The sequence below is a fragment of the Cupriavidus sp. D384 genome (genome assembly GCF_001652915.1).
Taxonomy (GTDB): domain Bacteria; phylum Pseudomonadota; class Gammaproteobacteria; order Burkholderiales; family Burkholderiaceae; genus Cupriavidus.
On sequence record NZ_BBQI01000090.1, the window covers coordinates 279,343 to 293,318 of the forward strand.

14 protein-coding genes and 1 tRNA gene are annotated in these 13,976 nt (G+C 65.0%); 4 read left to right on the forward strand and 11 right to left on the reverse strand.

Annotated elements, in window-relative coordinates; all coding sequences use genetic code 11:
- Window positions 1-135: 135 nt before the first annotated feature.
- From A9J21_RS19035 to A9J21_RS19050, 4 genes are all read right to left on the reverse strand, one after another.
- Window positions 136-212, reverse strand: a tRNA-Val gene (locus A9J21_RS19035).
- Between the two features lie 21 nt (window positions 213-233).
- A complete protein-coding gene (locus A9J21_RS19040) occupies window positions 234-2,465 on the reverse strand; it encodes a bifunctional (p)ppGpp synthetase/guanosine-3',5'-bis(diphosphate) 3'-pyrophosphohydrolase (RefSeq protein ID WP_066738553.1) in 2,232 nt (743 codons plus the stop codon).
- A gap of 15 nt (window positions 2,466-2,480) precedes the next feature.
- On the reverse strand, window positions 2,481-2,843 hold the full coding sequence (locus A9J21_RS19045; protein WP_066738555.1) for a RidA family protein: 363 nt from the start codon (window positions 2,841-2,843) through the stop codon (window positions 2,481-2,483).
- A 27-nt stretch (window positions 2,844-2,870) separates the two neighbouring features.
- Window positions 2,871-3,752, reverse strand: coding sequence for an alpha/beta fold hydrolase (locus A9J21_RS19050; protein WP_066738558.1), 882 nt, complete (start codon window positions 3,750-3,752; stop codon window positions 2,871-2,873).
- 181 nt (window positions 3,753-3,933) lie between these two features.
- Between A9J21_RS19050 and A9J21_RS19055 the strand changes: the two genes are divergently transcribed.
- Both A9J21_RS19055 and A9J21_RS19060 read left to right on the forward strand, forming a co-directional pair.
- Complete coding sequence (locus A9J21_RS19055; protein WP_066738562.1) at window positions 3,934-4,710, forward strand: 3-hydroxybutyrate dehydrogenase; 777 nt, start codon at window positions 3,934-3,936, stop codon at window positions 4,708-4,710.
- A 10-nt stretch (window positions 4,711-4,720) separates the two neighbouring features.
- A complete protein-coding gene (locus A9J21_RS19060; protein WP_066738564.1) occupies window positions 4,721-5,215 on the forward strand; it encodes a DUF411 domain-containing protein in 495 nt (164 codons plus the stop codon).
- Window positions 5,216-5,334: 119 nt separating this feature from the next.
- On the opposite strand, the gene A9J21_RS19065 is transcribed toward A9J21_RS19060, so the two are convergent.
- Window positions 5,335-5,973 (reverse strand): CoA transferase subunit B, encoded by a 639-nt coding sequence (locus A9J21_RS19065; protein ID WP_066738566.1) that lies wholly within the window; start codon window positions 5,971-5,973, stop codon window positions 5,335-5,337.
- An 11-nt stretch (window positions 5,974-5,984) separates the two neighbouring features.
- On the reverse strand, window positions 5,985-6,683 hold the full coding sequence (locus A9J21_RS19070; RefSeq protein WP_066738568.1) for a CoA transferase subunit A: 699 nt from the start codon (window positions 6,681-6,683) through the stop codon (window positions 5,985-5,987).
- A gap of 157 nt (window positions 6,684-6,840) precedes the next feature.
- Here A9J21_RS19070 and A9J21_RS19075 point away from each other — a divergent pair, with 157 nt between their 5' ends.
- Window positions 6,841-7,386, forward strand: coding sequence for a PAS and helix-turn-helix domain-containing protein (locus A9J21_RS19075; protein ID WP_066738569.1), 546 nt, complete (start codon window positions 6,841-6,843; stop codon window positions 7,384-7,386).
- A gap of 124 nt (window positions 7,387-7,510) precedes the next feature.
- On the opposite strand, the gene A9J21_RS19080 is transcribed toward A9J21_RS19075, so the two are convergent.
- The 5 genes from A9J21_RS19080 to A9J21_RS19100 all read right to left on the reverse strand — a co-directional run bounded on the left by A9J21_RS19080 (window position 7,511) and on the right by A9J21_RS19100 (window position 11,776).
- The gene (locus A9J21_RS19080; protein WP_066738571.1) at window positions 7,511-7,912 is read right to left on the reverse strand and encodes a thioesterase family protein; all 402 of its coding nucleotides are present in this window, start codon (window positions 7,910-7,912) and stop codon (window positions 7,511-7,513) included.
- Window positions 7,912-8,940: a DctP family TRAP transporter solute-binding subunit gene (locus A9J21_RS19085; RefSeq protein ID WP_066738572.1), complete on the reverse strand. Its 1,029-nt coding sequence runs from the start codon at window positions 8,938-8,940 to the stop codon at window positions 7,912-7,914. Before A9J21_RS19085 ends, A9J21_RS19080 begins: the two co-directional genes overlap by 1 nt.
- A gap of 40 nt (window positions 8,941-8,980) precedes the next feature.
- Window positions 8,981-10,285, reverse strand: coding sequence for a TRAP transporter large permease (locus A9J21_RS19090; RefSeq protein WP_197497527.1), 1,305 nt, complete (start codon window positions 10,283-10,285; stop codon window positions 8,981-8,983).
- Complete coding sequence (locus A9J21_RS19095) at window positions 10,282-10,881, reverse strand: TRAP transporter small permease (RefSeq protein WP_066738573.1); 600 nt, start codon at window positions 10,879-10,881, stop codon at window positions 10,282-10,284. Before A9J21_RS19095 ends, A9J21_RS19090 begins: the two co-directional genes overlap by 4 nt.
- Window positions 10,882-10,990: 109 nt before the next feature.
- Window positions 10,991-11,776, reverse strand: a complete 786-nt coding sequence (locus A9J21_RS19100; protein ID WP_066738575.1) for an SDR family oxidoreductase — start codon at window positions 11,774-11,776, stop codon at window positions 10,991-10,993.
- 432 nt (window positions 11,777-12,208) lie between these two features.
- Between A9J21_RS19100 and A9J21_RS19105 the strand changes: the two genes are divergently transcribed.
- Complete coding sequence (locus tag A9J21_RS19105) at window positions 12,209-13,888, forward strand: electron transfer flavoprotein-ubiquinone oxidoreductase (protein ID WP_066738577.1); 1,680 nt, start codon at window positions 12,209-12,211, stop codon at window positions 13,886-13,888.
- Window positions 13,889-13,976: the final 88 nt, after the last annotated feature.

A 13,976-nucleotide genomic window follows, 5' to 3' on the forward strand; every position in this document is an offset into this window, starting at 1 on the left:
CAAGGCCGCGTTTTTCTGTGTTTCCCCGCATCCTGCACGGGTCGAAGGCGCACCTCGACTACTGTCGCTAACCAGCGGTAGTAGTTCGAGTTGTCATGTTCATAGTGCGCTTCCGGCGTTGTACTGCATGTTCGTTGGTAGGCTCGATTGGACTCGAACCAACGACCCCCACCATGTCAAGGTGGTGCTCTAACCAGCTGAGCTACGAGCCTAGCGAAGCGCAGAGTATAACCTTATTTCCGCCGGGCGTGCAACACCCCCTGCACTTCCTCGATGATCGACAGTGCGCGCTGCAACTGCGTGGCCTCGGAAACCTCCGCCGTAAACTGCATGCGCGCCACACCCTTGCTCGACAGCGTCTTCACGCCCGTCACGTTGATTTTCTCCCGCGACAGCACTTCGGAGATATCGCGCAACAGGCCCTGGCGATCCACCGCCTCCACCTGGATATCGACCGGATACACCGCGTCGCTGCGCTTGCCCCACTCGGTCTGGATCACGCGCTCGGGCGCCCGCGCCGACAACTGAAGGAACGTGCTGCAGTTGCGGCGATGGATCGACACCCCGCGCCCGCGCGTGACAAAACCAACGATCTCGTCGGGCGGGGCCGGTTTGCAGCAACGTGACATCTGCGTCATCAGCGAATCCACGCCCACCACCAGCACGCCGCTCTTGGCGCCCCTGGCCACGCTGGTCGCGCGGCTCTTCTTGGTGACGGCCTCTTCCTCGCTGAACTGCGGCTGCGCCTCGCCCTCCGGGTGACGTAGCGCATGCTCCACATGACGCAGACTGAACTCTTCCTTGGCCACGGCCGCGTAGAGATCGTCGGTGGACTTGAAGTTGAGCCGGGTGGCCAGGTCGTCCAGATTGACGGCCGTCTTGCCCTCGCGCTGCAGCGTCTTTTCGATCAGCGCGCGGCCCTGTGCCAGCGTTTCCTGGGAATCAAGGGCATTGAACCAGGCCCGCACCTTGGCCCGCGCGCGATTGCTCGCCAGGTAGCCAAGCTCGGGATTCAGCCAGTCGCGCGAAGGCCCGCCCTGCTTGACCGCCACGATCTCCACGGTCTGCCCGTTCTTGAGCGGCGTGTTCAGCGGCACCATCGACCCATCCACACGCGCGCCACGGCACCGGTGGCCCAGGTCGCTGTGCAGGTAGTAGGCAAAGTCCACCGGCGTGGCGCCGTGCGGCAACGCCACCACGCGCGCCTGCGGCGTCAGTACATAGATATGGTCGTCGATGGCCGCATGCTTGAGCTGCTCCCATGGCGAATCTTCGTGCGCCACGGTGTGATCGGCCTCGTCTTTCCAGGCCAGCAGCTGCCGCAGCCAGGCAATCTTCTCGTCGTAGGTGTTGTCGGCGGCAAACTGGCCGCTATAGCCCTTGCCGCCCGCCTCCTTGTAGCGCCAGTGCGCGGCCACGCCGTACTCGGCAAAGTGGTGCATCTCCTGCGTGCGGATCTGCACTTCGAAGGCGCGCCCATCGTCGCCGATCACCACGGTATGCAGCGACTTGTAGCCGTTCGCCTTCGGCCGCGAGATATAGTCGTCGAACTCGCGCGGAATCGGCTGCCAGATATGGTGGACGATGCCCAGGACGGTGTAGCAGTCCTTGATGTCGTCGACGATCACGCGGAACGCGCGCACGTCGTACAGGTCGGCAAAGTCGAGTTCCTTGCCGCGCATCTTCTTCCAGATGCTGTAGATGTGCTTGGGCCGGCCCGTCACCTCGGCACGGATGCCGGCCGCGGCCAGTTCCGACTGCAGGCGGCCGATGGCCTGGGCGATATAGCCTTCGCGCTCGATACGCTTTTCGTCCAGCAGCTTGGCGATGCGCTTGTAGGTATCGGGCTGCTCGAAGCGGAACGCCAGGTCTTCCAGTTCCCACTTCACCTGCCAGATTCCCAGACGGTTGGCCAGCGGCGCGTAGATATCCAGCGTCTCGCGGGCCACGCCGGACAGCGGCGGGGTCTTGGTCTGGGCCAGCCAGCGCAGCGTTTGCAGGCGCGACGCCAGCCGCACCAGCACCACGCGGATATCCTGCGCAAACGCCAGCAGCATCTTGCGCAAGGCCTCGACCTGCTCGTGGCGCGCGGCCACCTGCGATTTCGACGACTCCGACACATCGGCCTGCGTCACCGCAATGGCGCCGATGCGCAGCAGCTGGCGCACGCCCTTCACCAGGCGCACCACCTCCTCGCCAAACCTGGGTTCGATCTGCGCCTCGGCATCGGGCACGAAGGCCGCCGCCGCGAACAGGCAGGCCGCGGCCCGCGCGGCATCGTCCACCCGCAGGCCATCCAGGATGCGCAGCATCCCTTCGGCGTGCGACAACACGCTCTCGCCGGTGGGCAACAGCACGGGGTTTTCGCCGTCGGCCACGTCGCGCACAAAGGCCAGTGCGCGCTCGACAAGCCCGGCATCCGGAATGCCTGCGGTCTGGCCCGTCAGCTCCGTTGACGTCACCATGTCACAACGCCTGCATCAGTTGAGGGCGGCCGTCACCACCACTTCGATCAGGTAGTCGGGATTGGCCAGCTTTGCTTCCACCGTCGCGCGCGGGGGGGTGTTGCCCTGGGGGACCCATTCGTCCCACACCTCGTTCATCTCGCCGATGCGAGTGACGTCGGTCAGGAAGATCTGGCACATCAGGATGCGCGTCTTGTCGCTGCCGGCCTCGGCCAGCAGGCGGTCGATGTGACCGAGCACCTCGCGGGTCTGGCCGCGCAGGTCGGCCTTGGGGTCGACCTCGGGCACCTGGCCGGCCAGGTAGACCACGCCGTTGTAGACCGCGTATTCGGACAGACGCTTGCCCACGTGGGCGCGCTTGAGGGTGTTGGTGCTCATATCAGATTCTTCTCAGCAAAAAATTCGTTACGTACCCAGGAAAAAAGCCCGGGCAACGGCAATCTGCGCCGGATCGACAAACGTGGGCGCGTGCCCCACATCGGGGATTTCGACGGTCGACACCTGCTTGCCGCGCGCCACCATCTCGGCAACCGTCTCGCGCAGCAACAGGTCGGATTGGGCGCCTCGCACGATCAGCGTCGGCCCCGGGGCTGCCTCGAACATGTGCCACAGCGCCAGCTCGCCGGCCTGCACCGCCTCGGGCGACGTTTCCCTGAACGGCACGGCCAGCGCGGGATCATAGTGCAACCCCCACTCCAGCCCCTCGGTGCCCTGCACCGGCTTGAGGATGGCACCGTTAAGCTCGCGCCACTGCTCGGGCGTATGGCGCCCGAACGACGCGCTGATCGTCTGCAGGTACGCCAGGCCTTCCTCGAAAGTCTTGAACCGGACCGGCAGGCCCAGGTAGGCGCCGATGCGTTCCAGCGCCTGCGCCGTGATGCGCGGCCCCACATCGTTGAGCAGCAGCTTGCGCACCGGCGACTTCGGCAGCCCGGCCAGGCCCATGCCGATCAGCCCGCCCATCGACGTGCCGAACCAGTCCACCTGGTCCACGTTGAGCCGCGCGATCAGCGTCACCATGTCCGACACATACTGTGGCACCACATAGTGATGCGGATCGGCCAGCCATTCCGAGCGTCCACGGCCGACCACGTCGGGACACACCACGCGATACTCGTCGGACATCGCCTGCGCCAGCGCATCGAAGTCGCGCCCCGTACGCGTCAGGCCATGCACGCACATCAGCACGCGCGGATTCAGGGGATCGCCCCATTCGTGATAGGCCATGCGATGCAGGCCCGACGGGCTGATGCACTGGACGAATCCGAGGCGCGGACTGGAAGACATCTGTTGACTCCCCTGCTGGTGCCACCGCATCTCTTGCGGCGTGCGAGTTTTTCCGGAATTTCTTGCCCGCGATAAAACACCGGGCAGAACGCGACGAAATACGGCGCCAGGCCAAAGCCGGATTGTACGCCCTGCGAGTACAATGCCACAGCACATCCTGACACTCCCGACGGAGGCTTACATGCTCAAAGGCAAGACGGCACTGGTCACGGGCTCGACCAGCGGTATCGGACTCGGCATCGCGCAGGCTCTGGCTGCGCAGGGCGCGAACATCATTGTCAACGGATTCGGTGATGCCGACGGCGCAAAGGCGGAAATCGCCCGCGCCGGCAGCGGCATCCAGGTGGGCTACCACGGCGCCGACATGAGCAAGGCGGGAGAGATCGAGGACATGATGCGCTATGCCGAAAAGGACTTCGGCGGCGTGGACATCCTGGTCAACAACGCTGGCATCCAGTTCGTGGCAAAGATCGAGGAATTCCCGGTGGACAAGTGGGATGCCATCATCGCCATCAACCTGACCTCCGCCTTTCATACCACCCGCCTTGCCCTGCCGTCGATGAAGACGAAGAACTGGGGCCGCATCATCAACGTGGCATCCACCCACGGCCTGGTCGCCTCGGCCGAGAAGTCGGCCTACGTGGCAGCCAAGCACGGCATTGTGGGCTTCACCAAGGTCACCGCACTGGAAACCGCGCAGACCGGCGTCACCGCCAATGCGATCTGTCCGGGCTGGGTGCTGACCCCGCTGGTGCAGAAGCAGGTGGAAGCCCGCGCACAGAAGGAGGGCATTCCGGTCGAACAGGCCAAGCGCGAGCTGGTACTGGAAAAGCAGCCGTCGGGCCAGTTTGTCACGCCCGAGGAACTGGGCGCGCTGGCCGTGTTCCTGTCCAGCGAAGCGGCCAGGCAGGTGCGCGGCGCGATCTGGAACATGGACGGCGGCTGGGTGGCGCAATAAGGAGGCATCGATGCAGCGTAGTCAATCGGGACGCCAGTCGCGACGCAATGCCCTGCGCACCCTCGGTGCCAGCGCCCTGCTGCTGTCCCCGCTGATGGCTCTGGCCCAATCGCCAAAAGCCCTGAAGATCGACGTCTACAAGAGCCCGACCTGCGGCTGTTGCGAAGACTGGGTCAAGCATCTGCGCGACAACGGCTTTACCGTCGCCACGCATGATGTCGAAGATACCGGGGTGTATCGCAAGAAATACGGCATTCCCGAGCGCTTCGGCTCCTGCCATACCGGCGTCATCGACGGCTATGGTATCGAGGGCCACGTGCCGGCCAGCGACATCAGGAAACTGGTGGCCGCGAAGCCCAAGGCAGCCGGCCTGGCCGTGCCGGGCATGCCGGTAGGCTCGCCCGGCATGGAGTACGGCCCGCGCAAGGACCCCTTCGACGTGCTCCTGGTGAAGTCCGATGGCGCCGCGTCGGTCTTTTCGAGCTACAACAAGCCCAAGACCTGAGCCTTGGGCGCCCTGACCGGCCAACCCGGTCAACGCGCTGCTCGGATCAGAAGCAAAAACCCCCGCCGGCGCAAACCGGCGGGGGTTTTTTATTGATGCTGCGGCCTCGGCTCAGCCGCTCAAATCAGCTCGGCTTCCGTCTTCGCCTGGACTTCCTCGCGCGACACGCCCGGCGCCGTTTCCACCAGCTTCAGGCCTTGCGGCGTCACGTCGATCACGGCCAGGTCGGTGATGATGCGGTTGACCACGCCCAGTCCGGTCAGCGGCAGGTTGCATTCCTTGAGGATCTTGACGTCCTCGGTGCCGTCCTTCTTCTTGGCCGTGTGTTCCATCAGCACCACCACGCGGCCCACACCGGCCACCAGGTCCATTGCGCCGCCCATGCCCTTGACCATCTTGCCCGGGATCATCCAGTTGGCAAGGTCGCCGCGCTGGCTGACCTGCATGGCGCCCAGGATAGCCAGGTTGATCTTGCCGCCGCGGATCATCGCGAACGAATCGGCCGACGAGAAGATCGACGACCCCGGCAGCGTCGTCACGGTCTGCTTGCCGGCGTTGATCATGTCGGCGTCCACTTCTTCCTCGGTCGGGAACGGGCCGATGCCGAGCAGGCCGTTTTCCGACTGGAGCCACACCTCCATGCCTTGCGGCACGTGATTCGCCACCAGCGTCGGCAGGCCGATACCCAGGTTCACATAGAAGCCGTCCTGCAGCTCCGCGGCCGCGCGTGCGGCCATTTCGTCACGTGTCCATGCCATGATCTGTCTCCTTACTTGGCACGCACGGTGCGCTGTTCGATGCGTTTTTCGGGGTTCGTGTTCAGTACGACGCGGTGTACGAAGATGCCGGGCAGGTGAACGTCGTCCGGGTCGATCTCGCCGGTTTCGACGATCTCTTCCACTTCGGCGATCGTGATCTTGCCGGACATGGCGCACACCGGGTTGAAGTTGCGCGCGGTGCGGCGGAATACCAGGTTGCCGGCCTTGTCGGCTTTCTGGGCCTTGACGATGGCTACGTCGGACACCAGCGATTTCTCCATCACGTAGGTCTCGCCGTTGAATTCGCGCGTTTCCTTACCGTCGGCGACGATCGTGCCCACGCCAGTCTTGGTGAAGAAGGCCGGGATGCCCGAGCCGCCGGCGCGCAGCTTTTCGGCCAGCGTGCCCTGCGGCGTGAATTCGAGCTCGAGTTCGCCGGCCAGATACTGGCGCTCGAACTCCTTGTTCTCGCCGACATACGACGAGATCATCTTCTTGATCTGACGGGTTGCCAGCAGCTGGCCCAGGCCGAAGCCGTCCACGCCGGCGTTGTTGGAGATGCAGGTGAGCTGCTTGACGCCGCTGTCGCGCAGTGCAGCGATCAGCGCTTCGGGGATGCCGCACAGACCGAAACCGCCCACGGCGATCGTCTGGCCGTCGCGTACGACGCCCGCGAGCGCCTCGGCGGCGCTGGCGTAGACCTTGTTCATGTTCGCTCCTTCCTCGGTAGTCCCGCTCTTGCGCGGCCGGTTGGCCACACGCGGAAATTGTAACGGTACAATCGGCGGTCAGGCGCCGCCGTTGACGCCCCAAAGGATACGTCAACGGATGCCGCGAACGCCATTACGTAAAAGTACATAAGGGATAATGCCGTCCATCGACTACCAGACCGCATTCCAGCTGGCTCCGGTCGGCCTGGTGCTCTCGCGCGCCCGGAGGATCGAGGATTGCAACGACGAGGTCTGCCGGATCTTCGGCACCACGCGTGATGCCCTGATGGGCCAGTCGTTCCAGGTGCTCTACCCCACCGCCGACGAGTTCGAGCGCACCGGCGCGCGCATCGTGCCGGTCATGAACACCCGGGGGCTGTATTCCGACGAACGGATCATGAAGCGCGCCAGCGGCGAGCTGTTCTGGTGCCATGTCACGGGCCGCGCGCTGGACCGCGCCGATCCGCTGGGCGCCGGCATCTGGACGTTCGAGGATCTGTCACAGAAGCGGCCGGTCACGGCCGAGCTGACCGCCCGGGAACGCGACATCGCGGCGCAGCTGGTGGAAGGCAAGACCAGCAAGCAGATCGGCAAGCTGCTGGCGATCAGCCCGCGCACGGTGGACATCTACCGGGCGCGGCTGATGAAGAAATACGGGGCCCACACGGCCGTGGACCTGGTCCAGCGCCTGGTGAACCACTGAGGGAAACTCTGCCCCCTCTCCCCATGAGGGAAAAGGGAGCCAGAACCCTGCCTTCTGTTGGCACCTGGGCGTGGCGCGCGGCGGCGGCCGTCGAACAGCCGACAGCCGCGCCTGACGCCATCCGCTACCCCTCGATCAGCCGCCGGATCGCATCCGGCACCGGCACGCTCTTCTCCACCGCGTAGTCGCACCACACCACCTTGGCCCCGCCCTCGGCCCAGACCACATCGGGCAGGTCGGTACGGCGGATCTCGATCTTCGTCTCGAAGCTCGACCTGCCGAGCTGGCCCGCGTACACCCGGCATTCGATATCGCCGGGGTAGCGCAGCTGCTTCAGGAACGTCATGTGGGCGTTGATCAGCACGGGCCCGTGGCCGTTGCCGTCCCGGCCATTGCGGCCGATCGACTCGAACCACTCGATCCGCGCCTGCTCCAGGTAGCGGAAGTACACAGTGTTGTTGACATGGCCCATTGCGTCCATGTCACCCCACCGGATCGGCATGACGCAGGTGAAGACGTGCTTCATCAACGCTTGGCGATCGACGCTTCGGCCTTGGTCACCAGGTCGGCGCCAATCTGCTTCTTCCACTTGTCGTAGACCTTGGCCGTGGCCTTCTTGAACGCGTCGTGCTCGGCCGGCGACAGCGAGACCACCTTCACGCCGTGCTGCTCCATGTCCTTCCAGGCCGGCGCGCCCGGCTCCACCAGGCCCTTGCGGGCCAGCCCGATTTCCTGCTTGCCAGCGTCGATGGCAGCCTGCTTGACGATCTCGCGGTCAGCCGGCGTCCAGCTTTCCCAGATCTGCTTGTTCACCACGAAGATCAGCGGATCGGCGACATAGCCCCAGGTCGTCACGTACTTCTGGCCGACCGTGTACAGCTTGGCGGCAGCGAACACGCTCTGCGGGTTTTCCTGGCCGTCCACCGCGCCCGAGGCCATGGCCGGCTGCGCATCGGCCCAGCTCATCTGGGTCGGGTTGGCACCCAGCGCGTTGAAGGTCTCGATGTACAGCGGCGAGCCCACCACGCGCAGCTTCAGGCCCTTGAGGTCTTCGGGCTTGCGGATCTCATGTTTCGAATTCGACACTTCGCGGAAGCCGTTCTCGCCCCAGGCCAGCGGCACCACGCCGGACTTTTCCAGCGTGGCAAAGATCGACTTGCCGACTTCGCCCTGCGTCAGCGCGTCCAGCGCCTTGTAGTCGGGCATCAGGAACGGCAGCGAGAACAGGTTCAGTTCCTTGACCTGCGGCGACCAGTTGATGGTCGAGCCCACCGCCATGTCGATCACGCCCTGGCGGATGGCCGAAAACTCGCGCGTCTGGTCGCCGGCCACCAGCGACGTGCCCGGATACAGCTTGATGTTGATGCGGCCGTTGGTACGCTGGCGCACCAGGTCTGCCCAGATTTCGCCGCCCTTGCCCCACGGGAACGCAGGGCCAAGCACCAGCGACATCTTGTATTCGGACTTGTAGGTCTGGGCCATCGCGGACGGCGCGGCAAAGGCAGCGGCGGCAATCGAGGCGGCAACGGACAGCATCAGGGCACGGCGTTTCATGCGGGAATCTCCTCGTTTCATTTTCGTCTTGTCGTTCAAATCAGTAGCCCAGGTAATCGGGCAGCCAGGTAGCCAGCGGCGGATAGGCCAGCACCATCAGCATGGCGATGAACATCGCCAGCAGCATCCAGATCACCCAGGGCACGGTTTCTTCCATGCGCACGCGGGCGATTCGGCACGACACCATCAGGTTCACGGCCAGCGGCGGCGTGAACTGGCCCAGCGCCACCTTCAGCGTCAGCACCACGCCAAACCAGACCGGGTTCCAGTGGAACGCGTTGGCAATGGGCAGCAGCAGCGGCACGAAGATCAGGAAGATCGAGATGCCGTCCAGGAACATGCCCACCGTCATCAGCAGCAGCACGATCAGCGCCAGCACGCCGTACTCGCCCAGGCCCGAATGCGCGATGGCGTTCGCCAGCGGGTCGATCACGCCAAGCGTGGACAGCGCGTAGGCAAAGATGCCGGCCAGCGCCACCACCAGCAGGATTACCGCCGACGTCTCCGCGGCCTCCTGGAAGATCGTGAACAGGTCGCGCATGCCGATGCTGCGGTAGATCACCATGCCGACGAACAGCCCGTAGACCACGGCCACCACGGCAGCCTCGGTCGGCGTGAACCAGCCCGCGCGCATGCCTCCCAGGATCAGGAACGGCGCCACCAGGCCCCAAGCGGCTTCGCGCAGGCTCTTCCAGAACGGCGGGCGCGGCAGCGCGGCCTCGATATGCCCCATGTTGTGCTTGCGCGCCAGCCACACGGCCGGCACGATCAGCGCCACACCGGCCAGGATGCCCGGGATCATGCCCGCCGCGAACAGCGCCGGCACCGATGCACCCGGCACCAGCACGCTATAGATGATGAAGGCCACCGACGGCGGGATCAGGATGTCCGTGGCCGCCGCGGCGCCCACCACCGCGGCGCTGTACGCCCCCGGATAGCCGGCACGCGACATCGCCGCGATCATCACGCCGCCCACGGCCGCCGCATTGGCGGGGCCGGAGCCCGAGATGCCGCCCAGGAACATCGCCACCAGGATGGCTACCAGCGGCAGCATGCCCGGGCCGCGTCCCACGATGGCGATGGCAAACGTCACCAGCCGCTGTGCCACGCCGGAGCGGTCGAAAATCGACCCGACCAGCACGAACATCGGAATCGCCAGCAACGGGTATTTGGCAAGCCCGGCATAGAAGTTCTGCGGCACGGCCAGCAGGCCGAACATCTGCGTGTCCAGGTTCGACAGGCCGATAGCCACCAGACCGCCCAGCCCCAGCGACACGCCGATCGGCACGCCCAGCAGCATCAGGCCGATGAACACCACGAAAAGGATAATGGCGACCAGTGTCATTGCGGCTGGCCTCCGTCCCGGTTCGCGGCATGGAGCGCCTTCAGCGCGCGGACATTGCGCAGCGCCAGGGCCAGCGCCCGCAGCGCGATGGCCGCCGACAGCACCGGCAGCCAGATCGAATACCACCAGCTGGGCACGCCGATGCCTGGCGAAGTCTCGCCGAACGTGTACTCATCCCAGGTGATCCGCGCCCCCAGCACCGCCAGCGCCAGGAACATCACCGCCACGGCCACGGCCGACAGGATCGCCAGCCGCTTCTGCCGCGCCGCGCTGCCCCGGTCGAAGAAGTACTCGATGCGGATATTGCGGTCACGCGCCACGGCAGCGCTGCCGGCCACCAGGGCCAGCACGATCATCAGGAAGACCGAGAATTCCTCGGTCCAGGCAAACGATTCGTCGGTGAAATAGCGGACCACCACATTGGCAAACGTGATGGACACCAGCAACACCATCACGATTACGCCAATCCAGTCCTCGATACGCGGTGAAATGCGGAATTCGCTGTCGCGTGCCTCGTCGGCGGCTTCGGGAACGATCACCGAATCGACGATATGCTGCGGCCCGGCGTCGCGCCGTGCCTGTTCTTCTTGAGCCATCAAAACCCGGCCTCCGGTTCCGGGCCGCCCCTGGCCGTCTGGCCGTCCGGGGCGTTTCTCCTGTTGCTTATTCTTTTATCGGCCCGCCCCCTCCCCGAAGGGTCGGCGGTCAGACCATGCCATCGTCGGCAGTGACCACCGCGCCGTTGATAAAGCGCGATGCATCGGACGCCAGCAGCAGCAAGAGGCCATCGAGGTCTTCGGGTTGGCCCAGGCGCTTGCGCGGCAGCATCTGGATCAGCTTCTGCCCCGCATCGGTATCCCAGTGGTGGTGGTTGATTTCGGTGTCGATATAGCCGGGGCAGATCGCGTTCACGTTGATACCGTGGCGCGCCCACTCCAGGGCCATGGCCTTGGTCATGTGGACCACGGCGGCCTTGCTCATGCAGTAGACACCAATCTGCGACAGTACCTTGAGACCGGCCACCGACGCAATATTGACAATGCGCGCCTGGGGCAGCGGATTGCCCATTTTTTCGGCGCCCTTGGCCCGCGCGATCATGCGCTTTGCCACTTCCTGGGCCACGAAGAACGCGCCGCGGGTATTGGTATCGAAAACGAAATCGAAGTCGTCGGCCGTGACGTCGGTGAGCTTCTGCGTGGTGGACACACCCGAGTTGTTCACCAGGATGTCGATGGAACCGGCCTCGGTCTCGGCATGCGCCACGGCGGCGCGGATGCTGTCGGGGTCGGTCACGTCCAGCCGCACCACGTGGGCGCTGCCGCCATCGGCCTCGATTGCGGCCCGCAACTCCTTGAGTCGCTCCACGCGGCGCGAGGCCAGGATGACCTTGGCGCCGGCGGCCGCCAGAACGTGGGAAAACCGCGTGCCCAGTCCGCTCGACGCCCCGGTCACCAGCGCGACCTTGCCTTCCAGATTGATCGACAAACCCATAGTTACCTCGGTGTGGGAGCAACCGCGCCGGCCGGCCCGGCCGGCTGTTCCGCATCGCGGGCGCCGGGAAAGGCACCTGCCGATGTGCGGCCGCAGCTTATCAAAAAAAAGAACGGTCGTTCAAAAAAATGTCTTGCCTGAGGGTGTCGAGTCCCGGACAATGCCGAAGATTCTAAGAACTTGGTCCCCAAAGGGAAAGAGGAAAAACGCCTAGATCCGGCCCGGTAACCCGCCGACGGCCTGGTCAGCGCGCATGCCGCGCCGCGCCCGCACCGGGCTCGCGCGTGCCGCCACACGTCGAACCCGCCTCGCACCCCGCACGGTCCCCGGTTCCGCAGAGCCACGATTACCGCATCCCACAATCCGCACGCCTGGAGAGGGCTGCAACATGCGGCAGTATTGCCGCCCAGAAGAAACTGAGGGTTAGAGACAATGGATCAGCAACAGCTCGTCGAGCAGTTCGGCCCGCGCGAAGCCATGGAGTATGACGTGGTCATCGTCGGCGGCGGTCCCGCCGGCCTGGCCACCGCCATCCGCCTGAAGCAGCTTGCCACGGAAAAAGGCGGCGACGTCAATGTGTGCGTGCTGGAAAAGGGCTCCGAGCCCGGCGCGCATATCCTGTCGGGCGCCATCATGGACCCGATCGCGCTGAACGAGCTGATCCCGAACTGGAAGGAACTGGGCGCCCCGCTGAACCAGCCCGTCACCGAAGACAAATTCCTGTTCCTCGACGAAGCCGGCTCCAAGGGTGCCCCGCTGCTGCCCGAGTGCTTCCATAACGAAGGCAACTACATCGTCAGCCTGTCGAACTTCGTGCGCTGGCTGGGCCAGCAGGCCGAAGCGCTGGGCGTGGAGATCTTCCCGGGTTTCCCGGCTGCCGAGGTGCTCTACAACGACGACGGCTCCGTGAAGGGCGTTGCCACCGGCAACATGGGCATCAACAAGGAAGGCGAGCCCACCGAGAACTTCCAGCTCGGCATGGAACTGCATGCCAAGTACACGATCTTCGCCGAAGGCGCGCGCGGACACCTGGGCAAGCAGATCATCGCCAAATACCAGCTCGATGCCGGGAAGGACCCGCAGAGCTACGGTATCGGCCTGAAGGAACTCTGGGAAATCGACCCGGCCAAGCACAAGCCCGGCCTGGTGGTGCACACGGCCGGCTGGCCGCTGGACCCGGCCACCTACGGCGGTTCGTTCCTCTATCACATGGAAGACGGCAAGGTCGCCGTCGGCTTCGTGGTGGGCCTGGACTACACCAACCCGTGGCTGTCGCCGTTCGAGGAATTCCAGCGCTTCAAGACGCACCCGGAAATCCGCCAGTATTTCGAAGGCGGCAAGCGCATTGGCTACGGCGCCCGCGCCATTACGGCTGGCGGCCTGCTGTCGCTGCCGAAGACCGTATTCCCGGGCGGCGCGCTGGTCGGCTGCGATGCCGGTTACCTGAATGCCTCGCGCATCAAGGGCAGCCACGCCGCGATCAAGACCGGCATGATGGCCGCCGAAGCCGCCTATGACGCGCTGCAGGCTGGACGCCAGCACGACGAACTGACCGCCTACCCGGCCGCGTTCGAACAAAGCTGGCTGCACAAGGAACTGCTGCAGGCCAAGAACTTCAAGCAATGGTTCAAGAAGGGCCGCACCACGGCCACGCTGATGACCGGCATCGAGCAGTGGCTGCTGCCGAAGCTGGGCATCCGCAACCCGCCCTGGACCATTCACCGCACCAAGCCGGACCACGTGTACCTGAAGCCGGCCGCCGAGTGCCAGAAGATCGAGTACCCGAAGCCGGATGGCAAGCTCACGTTCGACCGCCTGTCGTCGGTGTTCATCAGCAACACCAACCACGAAGAGAACCAGCCCGCGCACCTGACGCTCAAGGACGCCAGCGTGCCGGTCAACGTCAACTGGGAAAAGTTTGCCGGCCCCGAGTCGCGCTACTGCCCGGCCGGCGTGTACGAATTCGTGCAGAACGACGACGGCAAGGAGCGCCTGCAGATCAACGCGCAGAACTGCGTACACTGCAAGACGTGCGACATCAAGGACCCGACGCAGAACATCGTGTGGGTCACGCCGGAAGGCGGCGGCGGCCCGAACTACGTGGGCATGTAAGCCGCGCCTGGCGCAGCACCCGGAACGCCGGCCAGTGGCCGGCGTTTTTCTTTGGCGTCTACGCAGACCGGGCAAGATGCGCAGTGGC